General features: G+C 67.9%; 13 protein-coding genes and 3 pseudogenes. 5 read left to right on the forward strand and 11 right to left on the reverse strand.

All coding sequences use genetic code 11. From position 1 onward, the window contains the following. Positions 1-249 precede the first annotated feature (249 nt). The 6 genes and pseudogenes from ACWEKM_RS27560 to ACWEKM_RS27585 form a co-directional block, all read right to left on the reverse strand. Complete coding sequence (locus tag ACWEKM_RS27560; protein WP_451623936.1) at positions 250-1494, reverse strand: MFS transporter; 1245 nt, start codon at positions 1492-1494, stop codon at positions 250-252. A gap of 468 nt (positions 1495-1962) precedes the next feature. Then, positions 1963-2550: pseudogene (locus tag ACWEKM_RS27565) on the reverse strand (transposase); the annotation flags it as partial. Positions 2551-2794: 244 nt separating this feature from the next. Next, positions 2795-2997, reverse strand: a pseudogene (locus tag ACWEKM_RS27570) (IS5-like element IS4811 family transposase); the annotation flags it as partial. A gap of 48 nt (positions 2998-3045) precedes the next feature. Continuing rightward, positions 3046-3774, reverse strand: a complete 729-nt coding sequence (locus ACWEKM_RS27575) for a recombinase family protein (RefSeq protein ID WP_451623937.1) — start codon at positions 3772-3774, stop codon at positions 3046-3048. Positions 3775-3980: 206 nt separating this feature from the next. Next, positions 3981-4700: a response regulator gene (locus ACWEKM_RS27580; protein ID WP_451623938.1), complete on the reverse strand. Its 720-nt coding sequence runs from the start codon at positions 4698-4700 to the stop codon at positions 3981-3983. Next, positions 4697-5464, reverse strand: a complete 768-nt coding sequence (locus ACWEKM_RS27585; protein WP_451623939.1) for a sensor histidine kinase — start codon at positions 5462-5464, stop codon at positions 4697-4699. The genes ACWEKM_RS27580 and ACWEKM_RS27585 overlap by 4 nt, the downstream gene beginning before the upstream one ends. A gap of 216 nt (positions 5465-5680) precedes the next feature. On the opposite strand from ACWEKM_RS27585, the gene ACWEKM_RS27590 reads away from it, so the two are divergent. Together ACWEKM_RS27590 and ACWEKM_RS27595 are read left to right on the forward strand one after the other, a co-directional pair. Next, positions 5681-6391 (forward strand): ABC transporter ATP-binding protein, encoded by a 711-nt coding sequence (locus ACWEKM_RS27590; RefSeq protein ID WP_451623940.1) that lies wholly within the window; start codon positions 5681-5683, stop codon positions 6389-6391. Then, positions 6388-8697, forward strand: coding sequence for an FtsX-like permease family protein (locus ACWEKM_RS27595; RefSeq protein WP_451623941.1), 2310 nt, complete (start codon positions 6388-6390; stop codon positions 8695-8697). Before ACWEKM_RS27590 ends, ACWEKM_RS27595 begins: the two co-directional genes overlap by 4 nt. A 427-nt stretch (positions 8698-9124) precedes the next feature. Here the strand turns inward: ACWEKM_RS27595 and ACWEKM_RS27600 are convergent, their stop codons facing one another. Beyond that, positions 9125-12184 (reverse strand): Tn3 family transposase, encoded by a 3060-nt coding sequence (locus ACWEKM_RS27600; protein WP_451623942.1) that lies wholly within the window; start codon positions 12182-12184, stop codon positions 9125-9127. 175 nt (positions 12185-12359) lie between these two features. On the opposite strand from ACWEKM_RS27600, the pseudogene ACWEKM_RS27605 reads away from it, so the two are divergent. The 3 genes and pseudogenes from ACWEKM_RS27605 to ACWEKM_RS27615 form a co-directional block, all read left to right on the forward strand. Further along, positions 12360-12662: pseudogene (locus ACWEKM_RS27605) on the forward strand (ISKra4 family transposase); the annotation flags it as partial. A 73-nt stretch (positions 12663-12735) separates the two neighbouring features. Next, positions 12736-13584 carry an alpha/beta hydrolase gene (locus ACWEKM_RS27610; protein WP_451623943.1) on the forward strand — a complete coding sequence of 283 codons (849 nt, stop codon included), beginning with the start codon at positions 12736-12738 and terminating at the stop codon, positions 13582-13584. A gap of 295 nt (positions 13585-13879) precedes the next feature. After that, positions 13880-14215 carry a hypothetical protein gene (locus tag ACWEKM_RS27615; protein ID WP_451623944.1) on the forward strand — a complete coding sequence of 112 codons (336 nt, stop codon included), beginning with the start codon at positions 13880-13882 and terminating at the stop codon, positions 14213-14215. Positions 14216-14613: 398 nt separating this feature from the next. On the opposite strand, the gene ACWEKM_RS27620 is transcribed toward ACWEKM_RS27615, so the two are convergent. The 4 genes from ACWEKM_RS27620 to ACWEKM_RS27635 all read right to left on the reverse strand — a co-directional run bounded on the left by ACWEKM_RS27620 (position 14614) and on the right by ACWEKM_RS27635 (position 17430). Further along, a complete protein-coding gene (locus ACWEKM_RS27620) occupies positions 14614-15423 on the reverse strand; it encodes a hypothetical protein (protein WP_451623945.1) in 810 nt (269 codons plus the stop codon). 624 nt (positions 15424-16047) lie between these two features. Further along, positions 16048-16173, reverse strand: a complete 126-nt coding sequence (locus tag ACWEKM_RS27625) for a hypothetical protein (protein ID WP_451623946.1) — start codon at positions 16171-16173, stop codon at positions 16048-16050. Between the two features lie 16 nt (positions 16174-16189). Continuing rightward, positions 16190-16459: a hypothetical protein gene (locus tag ACWEKM_RS27630; protein ID WP_451623947.1), complete on the reverse strand. Its 270-nt coding sequence runs from the start codon at positions 16457-16459 to the stop codon at positions 16190-16192. A gap of 182 nt (positions 16460-16641) precedes the next feature. Next, positions 16642-17430 (reverse strand): hypothetical protein, encoded by a 789-nt coding sequence (locus ACWEKM_RS27635; protein WP_451623948.1) that lies wholly within the window; start codon positions 17428-17430, stop codon positions 16642-16644. Positions 17431-17730: the final 300 nt, after the last annotated feature.

Here is a 17730-nt window from a genome sequence, read left to right on the forward strand (position 1 = left end):
GCAGCGACACGCGACGGCCCGCCCTCACACAGCGAGGGACAATACGGGTGAACCACCTGGCCACCCAACGACCAAACCCCACCGAAGAATCGAGGTTAAACGACAAGTTCAGAGCCTGTTTTCAATCCTGCCCTACGGCTCTCCGCGGTTGGGAATCGAACGGAGTCCATTTCGAGCGGGGTGACTGACGTTTCGTCGGCGGCCGCGCCAGCCTGAAGTCGCAAGGGCGATGTGGTGCTCGCCCTCAAGTTATGGCTCGGGCGGCGGTGATGGTCGGCTCAGTGCAACGATGCCGGTGCTCACCGCGAAGAGGGCTGCCGCCAAGACCATGGCGCCTCCCGCTCCTGCTGCGTCCGCGAGCGCCGCAAGGGTAATGGCGCACAGGATCTCACCGCAGTACTCGGCCTGTGCCAGGAAGGAGTGCGTCGTGGCGCGGATGTCGCTCGTGGTTCGCCGGTTGACCCAGATCGTGGTGACCGTCCGCACCAGGGGCATGGCAACGCCATTCGCAACGATCACTGCTACGACCGCGGAACTCAGGTTCGGCGCCAGCCCCAACAGAGCGAGACTGATCAGTCCCGAGAAACAGCTGAGCGCTAGAGACACCCGGGCGCCGCGATCGGAGTGCAGCCGCTGTTGGACGGCCAGGAGCGCCAGGGCTGCGGTTGCGTAGCCGGCCAGTCCGATGACGGTGAACCACACGGTGCCCGATGCGGCGGACGGAAGGCCGAGACCGGCCAGGCTGACTGGGTAGATCCGCGCGAAAGAATCTGCCGCACCGTTCACCAAGACGGTGACGATGACCAGCATGAGTAGGGTCCGGTCGCGGATAGCCAAGCGGGCGCCGCGGCGGGCGATGTCAAGGGCGGTCTTGAGATGGTCCTCGCGAACGCGGATGAATCTCCGCTCGGGAAACGCCACCGCCCACCATGCCGCCAGGGCGAGCATGGCCGCGCCTGATGCGATGATGGCCGTCGGGCGATTGGTAAGCGCCGCGAGCCCGCCGAAGGTGACCATCCCGACGCCCGCGCCAATCAGCTGCCATCTCGCCTGAGCAGCGAGCAGGAGATGCACCTGGTCTGGTCGATCGATCTCGTCGGTCGCCCATGCGACGTCCGAACCGCTGGCGAATGTCCAGGCGATCCCCCACAGCATCTGAGCCAGCATCAGTGGCACGAAACCGGTGGACAGCCCTGTTGTGACCATGGCGGCGGCCATGAGGACGTGCGAGGTGACGATCGCCGGCTTGCGGCCGAGAGTGTCGGCCACAACGCCCGCAGGGACCTCGAAGACGATACTCGCCACACCTTGCGCTGCGGCGATGAGCAGGAGTTGCGCGGGCGACAGGCCGACGTCCACGGCCATGTAGAGACTGGTGACCAACCACCAACCGTTGTGCAGTACGGCTCGTAGGAGGTTCCATCTGAGAAAACGGCGTGCAAGTCGGTCGGGACCGGGCGACCCGGAGTGAAGCGGCAACGCCTGCTGGGTCATCGCCACCACCTTCGGGAGGGTTCCCGGCCCGGCGCATCGTGGCAGTACGCCGCGGTGGTGGAGGCGTCAGATTGGGTCGATCGGTATGAGAGTGAACGGATCATGGCTCCTCGTGTGCGGGTCGGCGGTGACTGGGCACACGAATTCGCGCATGAGTCATTCCATTTCACTCGGTGAATCACTTGCATCCGGACGCTGAGATCCTGCTGCGGGCAGACCGGTACCGTCAACACCTTTTTGCCGGTGGTGCGCACAATCAGGTGCGAATGGATGGCAAGGTGATCGGCCCGCCGCCGGTCGTCCATGCTTGTGCTTCGCTGGTCGGGCTGACGGACTCGCGGCGGTGGTGAGAGGATTTGTGCAGCTGCTGCGGATTCGGGGTTTCCGGGGTGGTGAGGACCGACGCCGGATTGATCAGTCCCGTTGGCCTTCACGGGAGGTTGGCTGACCGCTTCTGCGAGATGTTCGTCTGGTGATTCGTCTGGTCATGAGCGTGATCGAAGCCCAGGTGATCAACGATTCCGAATTCTGGATCAGCCGTTCGTTATCTCGCGCATGCCGACGGGCGTGCATGATCCAGGCTAGCGAGCGCTCGACCACCTAGCGGCGGGGCAGGATGACGAATCCGGGGGTGTTCTTTGGTCGACTGACGGTCTTGAGGGTTAGCCCGAGGTGCTTCTTTGCCCAGGTCACGAGCTGTCCGGCATAGCCGGAGTCGGCCCAGGCGATGGTGATCTCGGGGTGCATCAGCCGCAGTCGGAACAGGACTTCTTTGGCCGCGTCGCGGTCGGTCATATCGGCTGGGGTGACCATGACGAACAGCGGTAGCCCCTTGGTGTCCACGACCAGATGCCGCTTGCGGCCGTTGATCTTCTTTGCGCCGTCATAGCCCTGCGAGTCCTTGCCGACGGTTTCGGAGGCCTTGACCGACTGGGAATCGATCACCGTAGCGACCGCTCCGGGCGCCCGGCCCATCTCGCAGCGGATCCGCTTGCGGAGCTGATCACGGATCTGCCCGACGACCCCGGCCGCAACCCATCTGGCCATGAATCCGTAAGTGCCTATTTTCAATCCTGAGCTGGGCGTTTGTCCAGCTCAGGGATTCGAACGGGGCGGGCTTGGGTTGCTCCGGTGACGACATCAACGGTTCCGCTGACGGCCTTCCGGTGGTGATGGGATGATCCGGCCAGGCCCGAGGAATCGGGCGGCTTCTGGGTGGCGGTGGTGACCGTGACCGCCGTCTTGGTCAGTCCCGTTGCGCTTCGCGAGATTCCGGCTGACCGTTTCTGCGGGAGCTTCGGCGGGTGATCCGCCTGGTCATGAGCGTGATCGCGGCCCAGGTGATGAGCGATTCCGAGTGTTGGATGAGCCGTTCGTAGTCGCGCGCGTGTCGGCGGGCGTGCATGACCCAGGCGAGCGTTCGACGACCCAGCGCCGGGGCAGAACGACGAACCCGGAGGCGTCCTTCGGGCGGCTGACGGTCTTGATCGTCAGGTTCAGGTAGGAGGCCAGCCGGAGTACGGCAGAAACAGGCAACAGGGGCGACGGCGGTCAGTTCTCTTCTTGATCCGCCTGGGCGCCTGCCCTGAGCAGGTCGGCCAGGCCCTGGAGATGGGTGGCCGGGCCGAGGTCGGTGAATGTGGAGTCGTCGGGCACCGGCGGCAGCTGTGCGGGGATCGGGGCCTGTTCGGTCCTTTCCAAGGCGCGGTAGATGGTGCCGCGGGTGACGTTGAACGCGGAGGCAATCTCGGCGACGGTGTGCAGCCGCTTGCCCTTGGCGTCTTTCGCTTCGTACATCAGCCGTGCTTGCCTAATGGCGGCCGGGGTGAGCTTGGACTTGCGCCCGCCGGTGCGGCCACGGGCGCGGGCGGCAGCCAGGCCCTCGTTGGTGCGCATGGCGATCAGGTCTCGCTCGAACTCGGCGAACAGGGCCAGCTGCCCGAAGAACATCTTCCCGAAGGGGTCGTTGAAGTTGACCGTCATCCCGGTGTCGATGATCGTGAAGCGCACCTCGCGTTCGGCGAGGGAGTCGGCGATCTCGTACAGGTCGCGGATGGAGCGGCCGAGCCGGTCGAGTTTGGTGATGGTGAACTCGTCGTCCTTGCGGGGCACCTTGAGCGCGGTGCGGAGTTCGGGCCGGTTGGCGTGCTTGCCGGTGGCCCTGTCGACGTAGATGTGCCCGTCGGTGCAGCCGGCCGCGGTCAGCTTGTCGGCTTGCGAGTCCGGGTTCTGGTCGAGCATGGATACACGCCCGTATCCGATCTTGAATGCGTCGCTCATGACCGATCAGTGTGCCGCAAACGAGGGTTGACGGTGCATAGATTCCGGACACGAGTTCTGGAACATGATTCCGGTGGCGCGGGACCCTTTAGTGATCATGTTCCGCCAACGACCGTTTCCGAACACGGCGCCGAGCCGAGGTGTCACCTCATGTGACACCAAACCGCGTACTCTGCCTGATTCATGCTTGATCTCCAGATTGCTGGCTATCGGCAGGGGTTGGCGGTGTCAGCGGACTCGCCCGGTGAGACGAGTCCTGTCTCGTAGGCGAGGACGACGGCTTGGGCCCGGTCGCGCAGGGTCAGCTTGGCGAAGATCCGGGCCACGTGGGTCTTCACGGTCGCCTCACTGAGCGTCAGTTCCCGCGCCAGTTCGGAATTGGAAAGACCCCGGCCCATGAGCGTCAGCACCTCGCGCTCACGCGGCGTCAGCACGGCCAGGTCTCGGTGGACGGCGGGGGTTACGAGTCCCGAACCGGTTCTGGGGGCGCTGGAAGCGAAGCGCTCCACCAGGCGGCGGGTGATCGAGGGTGCGAGCAGGGCGTCACCGGTGTCGACCAGGCGTACGGCGGCGGCCAGATGCGCGGGGGTGACGTCCTTGAGCAGGAATCCACTGGCTCCGGCGGCGAGGGCGGCGTAGACGTAGTGGTCGAGGTCGAAGGTGGTCAGCATGATCACCCGGCAGTCCGAGGTCTGCGCGAGTATGCGGCGGGCGGCTTCCAGGCCGTCCATAGCGGGCATCCGGATGTCCATCAGTACGACATCGGGCCGCAGCCTCCGCACGGCGGCCACGGCCTCGGCTCCGTCGCCGGCCTCGCCCACCACGTCGATGCCGCGGGCGGTCAGGATCAGGCGGAAGCCGGTGCGGACCAGCTCCTGGTCGTCGGCGATCACGACGCGAGGGGCGGGCTCGGTGTGTGTCGTCATGGCCGGTCCAGCGGGATCCGGGCGCGGACTCGGTAGCCGCCGCCGAGGCGGCGGCGGGCGTCAAGGTCGCCGCCGTAGACGGCGACCCGCTCCCGCAGGCCGAGCAGCCCGCGTCCCGTTCCGTCCGCCTGGCCCGGGACCGGCTCTCTCCGCGCGGGCCGGCTGTCCGACAGGATGCTCGGTCCGCTGTTCAGCACCTCGACTCGCAGGTAGTGGTCCGCGTATCGCACCGTCACCTCGGCTTTCGCTCCGTCCCCGTGTTTGAGGGCATTGGTCAGGGCCTCCTGGATGATCCGGTAGGCGGTGACATCGATCCCGGTCGGCAGCGGACGCGGCTCACCCGAGATGCGCATCTCCACGGGCAGGCCGGCAAAGGCGATCCGGTCGATCAGTGGACTGAGTCGGCTCAAGCTCGGCTGCGGTGACAGGTCCGTACCGTAGGGTTCGTCGTCGCCGTTCTGCGCGGGTGCGAGCAGGCCGAGCAGGTGTCGCAGCTCGGTCATCGTGTTCCGCCCGGCGGTTTCGACGGCTCTCATCGCCGCCGCGGCCTCGTCCGGCATCGTGGCCAGCACCTCGCGGGCGGCCCCGGCCTGGACCACCATGAGGCTCACGTTATGGCTGACGATGTCGTGGAGCTCGGTGGCGATCCTGGCCCGCTCGGCGTCGACCGCGGTCCGCGCCGCGCTCTCGCGCTCCCGCTCCAGCAGCCAGCCACGCTCCCCGATGACTGCCTGATACAACCGCCGCGCCCGGACCACCGCCACGCATAGACACCCTGCGGCGCCAACTGCCGCCGCCAGGGCGATGACCAGCCAGATCGTCCCAGATCCCCACACCCACACCGGATCATCCTCGCAGCCGCACGACGCGCCCCGCATCAGCCCCTGGACGCAGCTCCGTACATCCCCGGGATGACCTGCCCGAACGGATACATCCGGGGTGTGACGCCCCGTCCGCTCACTTCGTCCTAGGTTCGAGCCATGACAACTGATCACGACGGTGCCCGGCAAGTGGTGGTGCGGCTGGACGACGTGCACAAGGAGTACGGCGACGCGAAGGCCCTGGACGGCCTGTCGCTGGAGATCAGGGCGGGGGACGCGGTCGCCGTGATGGGCCCCTCCGGCTGCGGCAAGTCCACCTTGCTCAACATGGTGGCCGGCCTGGACCGGCCGACCTCGGGCACAGTCGAAGTGCAAGGGCACGACCTCGGGAAACTGAACGAGACCGGCTTGGCGCTGTTCCGGCGGCGGAACGTCGGCATGATCTTCCAGTTCTTCAACCTCATCGACGATCTGCCCGTCCTGGACAATGTGGCGCTGGCCGCGCAGCTGACCGGCACTTCGGCCCGGCAGGCGCGCCGCCGTGCCCTGGAGCTCCTGGACGAGCTCGGTGTCGCCGATCGCGGGAACAACTATCCGGCGACGCTGAGCGGTGGCGAGCGCCAACGCGTTGCCGTCGCACGGGCGTTGATGAACCGCCCGGCCCTGCTGCTTGCCGACGAGCCGACCGGCGCCCTCGACAGCCGGTCGGGCGAGCAGGTGATGGATCTGCTGATCGACCTCAACCAGATCGGCCAGACCCTGTTGATCGTCACCCACGACCCGCAGCTGGCCACCCGCTGCGCCAGCCGGCTGGTCGAAGTCGCCGACGGCCGGGTCGCCCGCGAGAGCACGCTGGAGGCGACCGCGTGAGCGCCGTATGGAGAGCCTCGCGCGCGGCCGTGAAGCGCCGCCGGCTCCAGACCTTCGTCATCGGGCTCGTCGTGCTCTGCTCCACCACGACCGTCCTGCTCGCGCTGGCGCTGCTGAGCGCTGCCTCGGATCCCTTCGACAAGGCCTACGCCGCACAGCGCGGTGCCCATATGGTGGCGGCCTTCGACACCACGGAGGTCTCGCAGGAGCAGCTGGCGCGGACCGCCCGGCAGCCCGGGGTGGAGGCCGCGGCCGGGCCGTTCGGGCAGGCCGTCGTCGACATCCCCAAGGACTGGCTCTGGATGGCGGGCGGAACCCTCACGGTAGTCGGCCGGGCCGATCCGGCGGGCCCCGTGGACCGGATCGAACTCCTTGAGGGCCACTGGGCCACCGCACCCGGCGAGATCGTCGTCAACTGGTCCGCCCAGGGCTCCCCCGGCACCGCGTTCCTCGGCACCAAGCTGGAGACCCCCGGCGGAGTGACGCTGGCCGTCGTTGGATTCGCCGCCAGCATGAGCAAGTCGGCGAGCGCCTGGGTCTCGCCCGAGCAGATGGCCGCACTGCACCCGACCTCCGCCCAGATGCTGTACCGCTTCACGGACTCCTCGACGCAGGCCCGGCTGAGCGCCTCACTGGCACGGGCCACCATGGGACTGCCCGAGGAATCGCTGACCGGCGCACAGACCTGGCTCACTCTCAAACAGGCCTTCTCCGCGCTGGCCGACTCCTACCTTCCGTTCATCACCCTCTTCGGCATCCTCGGCCTGCTGGTCTCCTCCCTGATCGTCGGCAATGTGGTCAGCGGGGCGATTGTCTCGGGGTACCGGCACATCGGCGTGCTCAAGGCCCTGGGCTTCACCCCCAACCAGGTCGTCGCCGTCTACCTGACGATGCTCTCCGTACCGGCGGTGGTGGGCTGCGTGCTGGGCACTCTGGCCGGCAACGCGCTGGCCGGGCCGATCCTGAAGGTCGCGTTCACCGGCATCGACGTGGGCCGGGCCTCGGTCGGCGACATCGGCCCGTGGGGCTCCGTGGCCTGCCTCGTGGGCATGCCCGCCCTCGTCCTGCTGACCGCGCTGGTCCCCGCCCTGCGCGCCCACCGACTGCCCGCCGCAGAGGCGATCAGCGCGGGCGGCGCGCCGCGGACCGGACGCGGGCTGCGCATCCAGCGGCTGCTCGGCGCCACCCGGCTGCCGCGCCCGGTCAGTCTGGGCCTCGGCCAGCCGTTCACCCGCCCCAGCCGCACCCTGCTGACCATGGCGGCCATCATCCTCGGGGTCACCACAGTGACCCTGGCGACCGGACTGACCAGCACCATGGTGGCGTACGGCAACGTCGGGCGGGAGGACGGCGGCGCCAGAATCCACGTGACGACCGGGGGGTCGGGCAACGACCGGACCCCGCCCCGGCTCAGTGACCCGCAGATCGAGAAACGGTTGCGGTCTCTGCCAAGCGCGGAGGGGGTACGGGCCCGCGCGCTGTCCCAGGTGAACATGACCGGGCAGACCCAGTCCGTCTTCGCCGACTTCTACCGCGGTGACGATTCCTTGTACGAGCACACCATCGTCAAGGGCCGGGCGCCGGCCGCGGCAGGCGAGATCGTGGCCGGGCCTGCGTTCCTGACCCAGCGCGGGCTGAAGGTCGGTGACCGGGTCACGCTGGAGCTGAACGGCAGGAAGATCACCGCGACCGTCGTGGGTCAGCTCATCGAAGGCGACGCCCGGGCCCTGGAAGCCGATTGGGAGAGTTTCGCCCAACTCGCACCGGACGCCCACGCCACCGAGTACACGGTGCGGCTCGCCCCCGGCGCCGACGCTCGCGCCTACGCCGAGGCGGTCGCGGCGCTCGACCCGGGCCTGCACGCGTCGGTGATGGACTCCGGCAACGCCGGCACCGCCACCGTCGTCACCTTCTCGACGGTGTTCACGGTGCTGCTGACGCTCGTCGCGTCGCTCGGTGTCTTCAACACCGTTCTTCTGAACACCCGTGAGCGGCGCCGGGACCTGGGCATGCTCAAGTCGATCGGGATGACCCCCCGGCAGGTGGTGGTGATGACGGTGACCTCCGTCGCCGGGCTGGGCGTGGTCGGCGGACTGCTCGGCATCCCGCTCGGGATCGTGGCGCACCGCATCGTCGTGGACAACGTCGGGGTGGTCGACTTCCCCGCGTACATGAAGGACGTGTGGCACGCGCCGCAGCTGGCCGCGATGCTCCTGGCGGGTGTGGCGATCGCAGTCCTCGGCGCCCTGCTCCCAGCCCGGTCGGCGGCCCGGATGACCATCGCCTCGGCGCTGCATACCGAGTAGATCACCCGTCAGCACCAGCCTCTGGAACCAGCCCAAGCCGGCCGGCAGCGTCAGCCGTCGGCCGGCTGGCTCTACGGATACGCCCGTGTGCTGCTGACCGTCGCGGGCGACGGCTCCGCCGCCACCCTCACCCTGCACGGCGGCGGATGGGAGGTACGCCAAGGCGGCCCCCTCAAGCTGTGGGACCGCATCGAGACGACCCTGACGCCTACGACACCTCCGGCTGGCCGGAGACGTTCTGGCTGCATGCTTACGACGGCGGGCAGCACCTGCGTCACCCGCAGATGCCCGGCCTACCACTGCCCAGACCCTGAAGAGGACCGCAGACCCCAGGCGTCCCGGACGGGGAGAGCGACGGCCCCGCCCGGGGTGCCTGGCAACGCGGTGACCTGCGCGGTTTCATCGATCAGCTCGCACGGGCTCCTGCTCAGGCGGCCATCCTCAGCCGCCCCATGGCCTCCTGCTCGGGCGGCTCCATGTCCAGGTGCCAAGTCCCGAAGCGGCGGATCTTGCTGGTGATGTATGGCGTGACGGTCGCCAGGTCGACGGGGTCGACCTCCCAGCCCTCGTCGACGAGGTCGTTGACCACCTTCGTGATGTCCTGGGCAGTGTGGAAGATCAGGCAGTTCGCGAGCAGCTCGTTGAACTTGATGATCTTCTCCTGGTGCACGGGGTCGTTGTCCTGGAGGACGTCGGAGGCGAACATCAGCCAGTTGCTGAACTTGTGGAACGCCTCGACCTTGTTCGTCATCGCCTGGATCGACTCCCGTAGCCCCGGCTCCGACAAGAACCGCAGGAGCACGATGGTGCGAATCACGCGGCCGAGTTCTCGGTACGCCTGGTAGATGCGGTTGCGGCGGGACTCGTTGCCCAGACGTCGCAGCAGCACGGCCGAGGAGAGCTTCCCCTCCCGGATGGACAGCACCACGCGCATGAGATCTTCGAAATGGTTCTCGATCAGCCGCCAGTTGATGACGTCCTTCTCCGGATCGCCGAACAGCGGGTCGATGTGCTGGTACTTCACCATGGAGCTGACCCGGTAGAAGGTCAGGTCCTTCCAGTTGCGGATGCGCGGCAGCAGCTGAACACCGAGCATGTGCGCGAGCCCGAAGACGGGCAGCGACTGGCCTTGCGTATCACCGTGCACGATGTCGACGGTCACCTCGGACTCGTTCTTCAGCAGCCCCTCGAACAGATACACCGCCTCCCATACCCCGCACGGGATGAAGTGGCTGAACAGCGCGATGTAGGTATCGGAGACATGCCGTAGCGAGAGCCCGCCAAATCCCCCGTACCGGATGTGGGACTCGGCGAGGAGATTGTTCTCCCAGGTGTCGTACTGGGAGCCGTCGATGCCGGCCTTGCCGACGTCGCCCCACACGTGCGCCACATCCAGCTGGATGAACATGTCGATCACGTCCGCCGACGCCATGTTCAGCTTCTCCGCGGTGATGTGCTGGTTGCCCGCCAGCGACAGCTCGTGCACCGATACCTTCTGCCGCATGTGCCGCGCCACCTGCGCTGGCCCCGCGTTCGTGCCATAGCAGAAGACCGTCAAGACGTAGCGGGCAAGCTTGTCGCGGATCTTCGGATCGGACCCGGAGGCCGGACCGAAATGCCGCCACCACTGGATCCAGTACGCGGTACGGGCCAGAACATCCAAGAGGCTCCACTCCGGCAGCCTTTTCAGGATCTCCGCCTCCAGGTCCTGCGCGGACTTCCGGCGGTCCTTGCCCTTGCGCGGCGTGAGCACGATCTTCCCCGACGCGGCGTCGATGGTCAGGTCCGCGTTGTCCGGATACCCGGCATCCACCTTCGCCGCCACCGCAGTCAGCTGCTGCTTCAGCGCCACCGTGAACGCGGCGGCGGTGGCGGGCAGCCCGGCCTGCTCGCAGTACCCGGCGACCAAGGGCCGGCACGCCTCCCACGAGAGCAGCTGGTCGTGCAGGTTGGCGTACGACTCCGAGCCGATCACCGCCACGTCACCGGTCCGCAGCTCCTGGACCAGGAAGGAGAGGGTGCACACCTCAAAGTGCCGCCGGTTAATCAGCTTCGGGCGGCGCTTGTCGAACAGGATGCGCTGCCACATCTGCGAGGCGAACCCGGCCGTGACGGTCCTCGTCTTCTCGACCCCGTCCTCATCGGTGACGGTGTACGTGACGGGCACCCACTCGCTGCCACGGTGGCGCATGGCCTGACAGAACTCCACCGCCCTGAGCGCCTCGTCGTCGGTGGAGGTGGCCACCATCTCCAAGACCTCGGTCAGATCCAGCAGGACCTTGCGATGACCGCGGAAGTGGCGCCGCATCAGCGGCGCGTAGTTGTCGCCGTGGTGGGCGGAGACCAGCTCATGATCCTCGGACAGTTTGGCCAGACCGCCGGCCTTCTCCAGCCGCCCCAGCACCGCCTCACCGCACTCGGCATGCACCTGGTTCCGCTTGCGGGTACTCGTGGGCAGGGTGACAGACTCGCCGTCGAAGCCGACCGCGTCCTTGGCCGCCTCCAGCACCTCGCCGAGCACGGCGAGCAGCCGCTCGGACTCCGCCCGGTGCCGCTCACGGATCTTCTCCAGGTCCTCCTTGGCCTTCTTCGTGACCGACGCCATGCGCTTGCACAGCATCGTCACCAGCTCATCGCGGGCCCGCACCTTCGCCATGTGCAGCAGACTCGCCAGCAACGCGAGCCGCTTCACCACGCCGACCTTGGACATCTCGGCGGCGTCCAGCACCTTCGCCTGCCCGGCGAAGTGCTCCACCTTCCCCGGCGGCACCCCATCGAGCCACTTCACGGTCGAGCCCAGCAGCTCCAGAGAGTCCAGATACGTCAGGTGCTCCCGCAAATGGGAGACCGTCGGCGCCTTCGCCGGCCGCTTCAGCTCGTCAAACTTGCTGCGCGAGCCCGCCACCACCCGTAGCAGCGCCAACAGCCGGGCCTGCTCAACCTCGTCCATGCGCGATACGACCCGCGCGAAGAAATCCTCGTTCACCTTGGTCCGGATCGCCGCAGCCATCTCATCCAGCGTGGTGTAGCCGGGCAGCTCCAGCCTGGCCTTGACCAGCTTCTCCAGCGCCACGTTGATCAGGTCCGCCGGGTTGTCCTTGGTCTGCACGGCCTCGTAGTTCGCCGCGGCGGCGACCTCGCGGGCCTTCTCCTGGTCGTAGACGACACCGAGCCGCTCACGCACGACCGTACGGTGATGCCGCAGCGTACGGGCGGAGTCATGCGTGGGCGCCACCTCCTCGCCCAGTCCCAGCAGACCGCGCACATGCCCGACCACCAGCTCCGGCACCTCGGCCAAGTCCGGGAAATAGCCCAACTTCTGGTAGCTCTTCAGCAACACCACCAGCGCCAGCACATGCTCCGCCGACCGCGCCTTCCCCCGCGCCCACGCCACCTCGGACGGCCCCGGGGTAAACGACTCATGCAACTCGCGAGAGGAGACCGTGCGCTTGAACCGCGGGTACGCGGTACGTTCCACCGAAGCCATGCACCGCATGATCCCGCCGGCCACCCAGACGGAGCACACGTCTCCCCTGCCCTACGGCCGGTGGAATCCCACACCACCTGGGCAGACATTGGGACGGCCGCCTCTGCGGTGTTCACCCGGACGGAGCACGCCTCACCTGCCTATTGCCTGTTTCAGGCATATTCCGGCTGGCCTCCTTGACGCCTGCGAACGCTACCTGACCGGGCATCTCGACCAGCTTCACTACGACACCGCGCTCAACAACGGGTGGCCGATCGCCACCGGCGCGGTGGAGGGTGCCTGCCGCCACCTGATCGCCGACCGCCTCGACATCACCGGCGCCCGCTGGGGCCTTCCCGGAGCCGAAGCCGTCCTGCGACTGCGTGCCGTCGTCTCCAACGGCGACCTCGAACCCTACTGGCGATACCACGCCACCCGCGAGCACGAACGCCTCTACCCCACCCCCGACCAGCGAAGAACTTACGCCCTCACCTCTTGATCGCGGCCGTCGCTCCGAACAAACCGCACACAATCCCTTTGAGACGATCGGACAGCATCTCTAAGGTGCGGACGTGACCATCGAGCTGCCCTTTCGTCCCCTCCCCATCGACCAGCAAGACGTTCGCTACGCCTACGGGCCCGATTCGGATATACAGCCGGGCGTCCCCGCCGGCTCGACCGTGGAGTTCGACTGGTGCGAGAGCACGATCTACCCCGGCACCACGAGGCGGTACTGGGTTCACGTGCCCGCGCAATACGACCCCTCCGAACCCGCGTCGCTGATGGTGTTCCAGGACGGATGGTGGTACCTGGACCCGGACGGGCAGGTCCGCGGCGCCATCGTGTTGGACAACCTCATCCACCGCGGCGAGATCCCGGTCACCATCGGCGTCTTCGTCGACCCCGGCGTCCTCAAGAACGCCGAACAACCGAAGAACCGCAACACCGAGTACGACGCGTTCGACGACCGCTACGTCACCTTTCTCCTGACTGAGATCATCCCCCAAGTCACACGGCGCTACTCGATCGCCGAGGACGCCGACCAATGGGGCATCTGCGGTGGCAGCAGCGGCGGCAACTGCGCCTTCACGGCTGCGTGGATGCGCCCGGACAAGTTCCGGCGAGTCATCAGCTACCTCTCCAGCTTCACGCAGATGCCGAACGGAAACCCGTACCCTGCCCTGATCCCCAACGCCCCCCGCAAACCGCTGCGCATCTTCATGCAAGCAGGCCACCGCGACCTCAACTGGAACGGGCCCGAAAGGAACTGGCTCGCCAGCAATCTGCGTGTGGCAGCCGCTCTCGCGGAAGCGGGCTACGACTTCCGTCTCGTCCTCGGCGACGGTGGCCACAGCCCCAACCACGGCGGAGTCCTACTCCCCGATGCGCTCCGCTGGCTATGGCGCTCAGCCACGACCTGACGAAACCTGCCCGAACGATCACTCCATCCGAGCTGCACCCATCGCCCTTCGGCGGGTTGGTCGGTGTCCACGCCTCGGCCTCGGCGCGCTGGCCCTCGTATCTCTCCAGGCTGCTGTGGCCCTTGCATGTCGGGCACCGGGACTCGATGCCCTCGCGTGCGCAACGGGCTTCGATCACTACGTGTGCGTTGATCCCGTCGTGGCCGAAGCCGGTGAGAGACCACTCGTTGATCTGCTCCGCGGTCGGCCTCACAGGCGGGTCGATCTTCTGCCAGCCCTTTTCACGGCTCCAGGTATGGGTGAATTCGTGGAGCCGCTCGGCCGCGATCAGAGCGTTGATGTCGTCCTGGCTCAGATGGTGGGACCACTGCTCGTTGAAAAGGTCGGCGAGACGCTGCGCCTCACGGACAGTGGCGGCCTCGCTGTTGCCGTAGAACTCTGGTGCGGATCGAATGTGCCGCTCGGCAACGGCTCGGACGGCAGGGGTCTCGTGCCGCCAGGGCTCGGAGCCGGTGCTGACTGGGTCGAACGGCAGCTTGCCGTACCAGAGGTCGTACAGGTTCTGAGCTTGCTGCGAGTAGCCGATCGTACAGTCAGGGCACTGTTCCTCGCCCAAGTGGTCTGGCGTTAGGGAGCCTTCCCAGACCTTGTTCAAAGGCCAGTTGAAGTCGAGCGGCACTCGGCGTACTTCGCGTCCCATGGAATCTGTCCTCACGTCTAGACGGCTGCGGGGCTTGTGCAGCCGGGTTGGCTCGGACAGTTGCGTGGGGCGGATCAAGCCGGGCAACTACGTTCAGCCGGGCCGGGTACGGACCGGTAGCCGTTCTGGAAGCTGGCCAAGGCAGGGTGAGGGCGCGAGCAGTGAGACAGGTCAGGCCCGCCCGCGCCGGAGTGCGGCGAGGGTGGGCGGTCCGCCGGGGCAGCGACGGGGTTGTCCGGGACCCGCCCCGTTCACGAACTGGGGCGGGTCACTGGGATGCGGGTCGGGCGAGGGCGGTGGACCGGCGCGTCGCCGGGGAGCCGGCTCGGTCAGTCGAGGGCGTCGTACAGCTCTTGGGCGGTGTGAGCGGCCGCGTCGCGGTGCTCGTCGCAGGTGGGGACAGTGACGCCTCGGTGGGACACCATCCGGACGGCGGGGTACGGCTGGGGATGTACGCGAGAGAAGCAGGACAGGGATGTGGACGTCAGCTCGTATGTGAGGGTGGGGCCGAGGTCCTCGTGGGCTCGGCGCAGCGCCCAAGGGGTGGCTGGGGGCGCGATTTCGATGGCGGCGGGGAGGGGAGTTTGGCCGCTGCCGGATCGAGCGCGGTCGGCGGCGATGGCGTCGGCGAGGCGAGCGTGCTGCCAGTGCAGGCGGAACACGTCTTCCAGCACGAGCGTGGTGGTCGCCTGATCGGTGACGAATCGGAGAGCGCCGTGAAGGCCGTGGATCCGACCGAACAGTTCTGCCTCGCGGACGATTGCCTTGGTGGAGCGGGGAAGCAGTGAGAGGGGCAGGTAGACCTCGCTCTCCGGGGTGCCGTGCGGGTACAGGACGGCCGTGACGTACTGGCCGAGGGTGTGAGGGATGCCGATGTTGGGGTGTGCGAGGGCGACGGCTTCGGCCGCCTGAAGTGAGAGCCAGGCGTCTGCCGGAAAGTGAAGGCCGCCGTTGTCGATGGTGGCAGGCTCCGTTTCCAGGGCATGCGCGGCCGCGTCGAGGAGATCGGCGATCTTCCGCAGCGCGGTGCGGCCGGCGTCGTCCAGGACAGGTGTCGTCTTGGTAGCGCGGGTGCGGGCGATGGTGGCGATGGCGCGGGCTCGGTGAGCGGTGGCCAGGGCGGCGGGCGGAATGGTCACTGAAGTCTCCGTCTCGCGGCGCCCGCGCGGGCGCCGCTGGGTGGTGGGTACCGGGAAGCCGTACGGGTGGCGGGAGGCGGGTGTCAGCCGAGAGGGTCGGCAGCGCGGGGGCAGAGCCGGAGCGCTGTCGGGCGCGGGCGACGCGGCGGTGGTGATCGCCCCGCCCTCCGTGGGGCGGCGGTCCGTACCGTGCCGCGGCGGCTGCCAAGGCAGGCAAGCGGAAGGACGTACGGACGCGGGCGAGGCATGAGCGGCGCAGGCAGGGACCGGCTCCCGGCGCAGCAATGCCGGGCACCGAAGCGGGGTGGGGCGGTAGTGGCCGGGCCCGTGTCGGCAGCAGGCCCGACCCCGGGTGCGGGGGCGGGTTACCGCCGCGGGTCAGGTGCGTGCGGCGGACCGGGACGTCTTGCTCATGCGGCGGATGGTGGCGGTACGGGGCAGGAGAGGGTGATCGCCGGTCCTGCCGGGTGCCGGTGATCCGTACCGTGGAGCGGTAGTCGGCAAGATGGGCAAGGGGCCTGGCATGCCGGTGGCCCGCTCCCTGTTCGTTCGTATGGGGGCGGGCCACCGGGCGTGCGGGTCAGGCGCGGTCGACGGGCGGTGAGTCAGGTGCGCGCGGTTCTGTCACTCTGCGGTGACGCGTTGCCAGGGGTCGCGGTCATGGCGCTGGACGAGGTAGACGCCGGGCCACGCTGTGCTGCTGTCGGCCAGTTCGGCTTTCGCCCGCCGTAGTGATCCGTGGCCGAGCATGACGGGGGTGTGGCCGTTAGACGGGGCGCGTCGGTTCGTCCTGCCGTTTGGTGGAGTCGACGCGCAGCCCGACGGTCTCGCTGTCCGTCTCCTCGCCGTCGAGGAGGTAGCGCTCCTCGGCGTCTTGGGCGGAGTCGGCGCGCAGGGTAAAGGTGATCATCTCTGTGCGGAACACGGTGACCTCGTACGAGTCCATCGCGTCCCTGCCTGTGTCGTCGGCGCGCAGGGCGGGGTCTTCGTGGTGTTGGTGGTGGGTGATGGCCGGCTGGACGGGGAAGGGGCGCATGCTCAAAGTCCTTTGCGAACAAGTGAGGTTGTGGACGCTGACCTGCGAGGGCGGTGGGGCGACCCTGCCGCCGCGCGACGGCGGGAGTCGGGGCCGGGACCGTCGCACGGCGGTGCGCGGGACGGTCCCGGGGCGTTGAGCGGTCAGCGGCCGGGCTGGCTGATCAGGACACGGCCGTGGCGTCAGCGGACCTTGAAGCCGCCACGCGTCTTGGCGCGCTCCAGGTAGGTGATCCATTCGATCCAGTAGCTGGTGTGGTCGCCTTCGTCCCCGAGTTCGGTAGCGAGCAGGGTCTTGACCTCGTCTGCGTTGTGTGTCCGGTAGGCCGCCAGTGCTGCGTCGATTTCTTGCGGGGTCACGAGCCATCCGTCGTTCGAGCCGAGCTTGTGCACGGCGATTCCGGGAGCGGGTTCCGGATGCCAGGAGAGGTGGGCGTTGCGTTCCTTGACATAGACGGCAGCCGCCGCCTTGATGGGGAGCTCGTCCGTCGGCTCAGGGTTCGGCTCCTCCTCGGCGGCGTCGATGTCTGCCCAGGTCACGCCGTCCGGCAGGTCGGGAAAGTCGGGAGTCTGGTAGCCGGTGACGAGCATGCCCAGCATGCCCATGACAGTCCGGAAGGCGCCCATGCCGTGGATGCCGAGACGGAAGTACGACGTGTGTGCCGTCTGCAGGGCCTCGTACGCCTCGTCGACCTTCTGCTGGGCGGCCCGATAGCCCGGGTGCGACACTGCCAGGCGGTGCATTTCGCCGCCCGCCTCGATGACGGTCATGGCCAGCTCGGTGGAGCTGCCTTCCTGCTCCATCCGTGCCCTCGCGGCCTCCAAGCGCCGTTGGGCGGCCTGATACTCGGCCTGGGCACGAGGCAGTCCGTCACGGTCGCGCACTGCCGCCTCAAACGCCTCGCGCGCCTTCTGGAACGTGGCCTCCTCCTCATCAGTCATCGGGTCGTTGATGTACATGTCGTAACCCATGCGGGTCTCCTCGGGAACTCGATGTTGGCCGCGCGCGGTCGCAGATGCGGTGAGTGGTTGCGCGTGGCGGCAGCCCATAGGCCCAGGTCAGTGGCGGCGCGATGCCGGGACCGCCGGGCGGGGCTGGTGAGAGCGAGCCTGCCGAGGCTGCGAGTTAGCGCGGCAAGAGCGGTGGCCGCCGCTCTCCTGTTCGCACGACCGCGCCGTAACGGCGACCGGACACCGGGCCAGACGGGCCCAGGGACCGCGGGAGCGGAGCAGGCGTACGCCTGTTCCTCGCTGTGGCGTGGCGGGCGGCGT

The sequence above is a fragment of the Streptomyces sp. NPDC004752 genome (genome assembly GCF_053601275.1).

Coding starts and splice junctions, on each gene's coding strand:
- ACWEKM_RS27600 (WP_451623942.1), bottom strand. CDS start 12,184: ATGGCTTCGGTGGAACGTACCGCGTACCCGCGGTTCAAGCGCACGGTC.
- ACWEKM_RS27580 (WP_451623938.1), bottom strand. CDS start 4,700: ATGACGACACACACCGAGCCCGCCCCTCGCGTCGTGATCGCCGACGAC.
- ACWEKM_RS27560 (WP_451623936.1), bottom strand. CDS start 1,494: ATGACCCAGCAGGCGTTGCCGCTTCACTCCGGGTCGCCCGGTCCCGAC.
- ACWEKM_RS27630 (WP_451623947.1), bottom strand. CDS start 16,459: ATGCGCCCCTTCCCCGTCCAGCCGGCCATCACCCACCACCAACACCAC.
- ACWEKM_RS27575 (WP_451623937.1), bottom strand. CDS start 3,774: ATGAGCGACGCATTCAAGATCGGATACGGGCGTGTATCCATGCTCGAC.
- ACWEKM_RS27590 (WP_451623940.1), top strand. CDS start 5,681: ATGACAACTGATCACGACGGTGCCCGGCAAGTGGTGGTGCGGCTGGAC.
- ACWEKM_RS27635 (WP_451623948.1), bottom strand. CDS start 17,430: ATGGGTTACGACATGTACATCAACGACCCGATGACTGATGAGGAGGAG.
- ACWEKM_RS27625 (WP_451623946.1), bottom strand. CDS start 16,173: ATGCTCGGCCACGGATCACTACGGCGGGCGAAAGCCGAACTGGCCGAC.
- ACWEKM_RS27615 (WP_451623944.1), top strand. CDS start 13,880: ATGGGTGAATTCGTGGAGCCGCTCGGCCGCGATCAGAGCGTTGATGTC.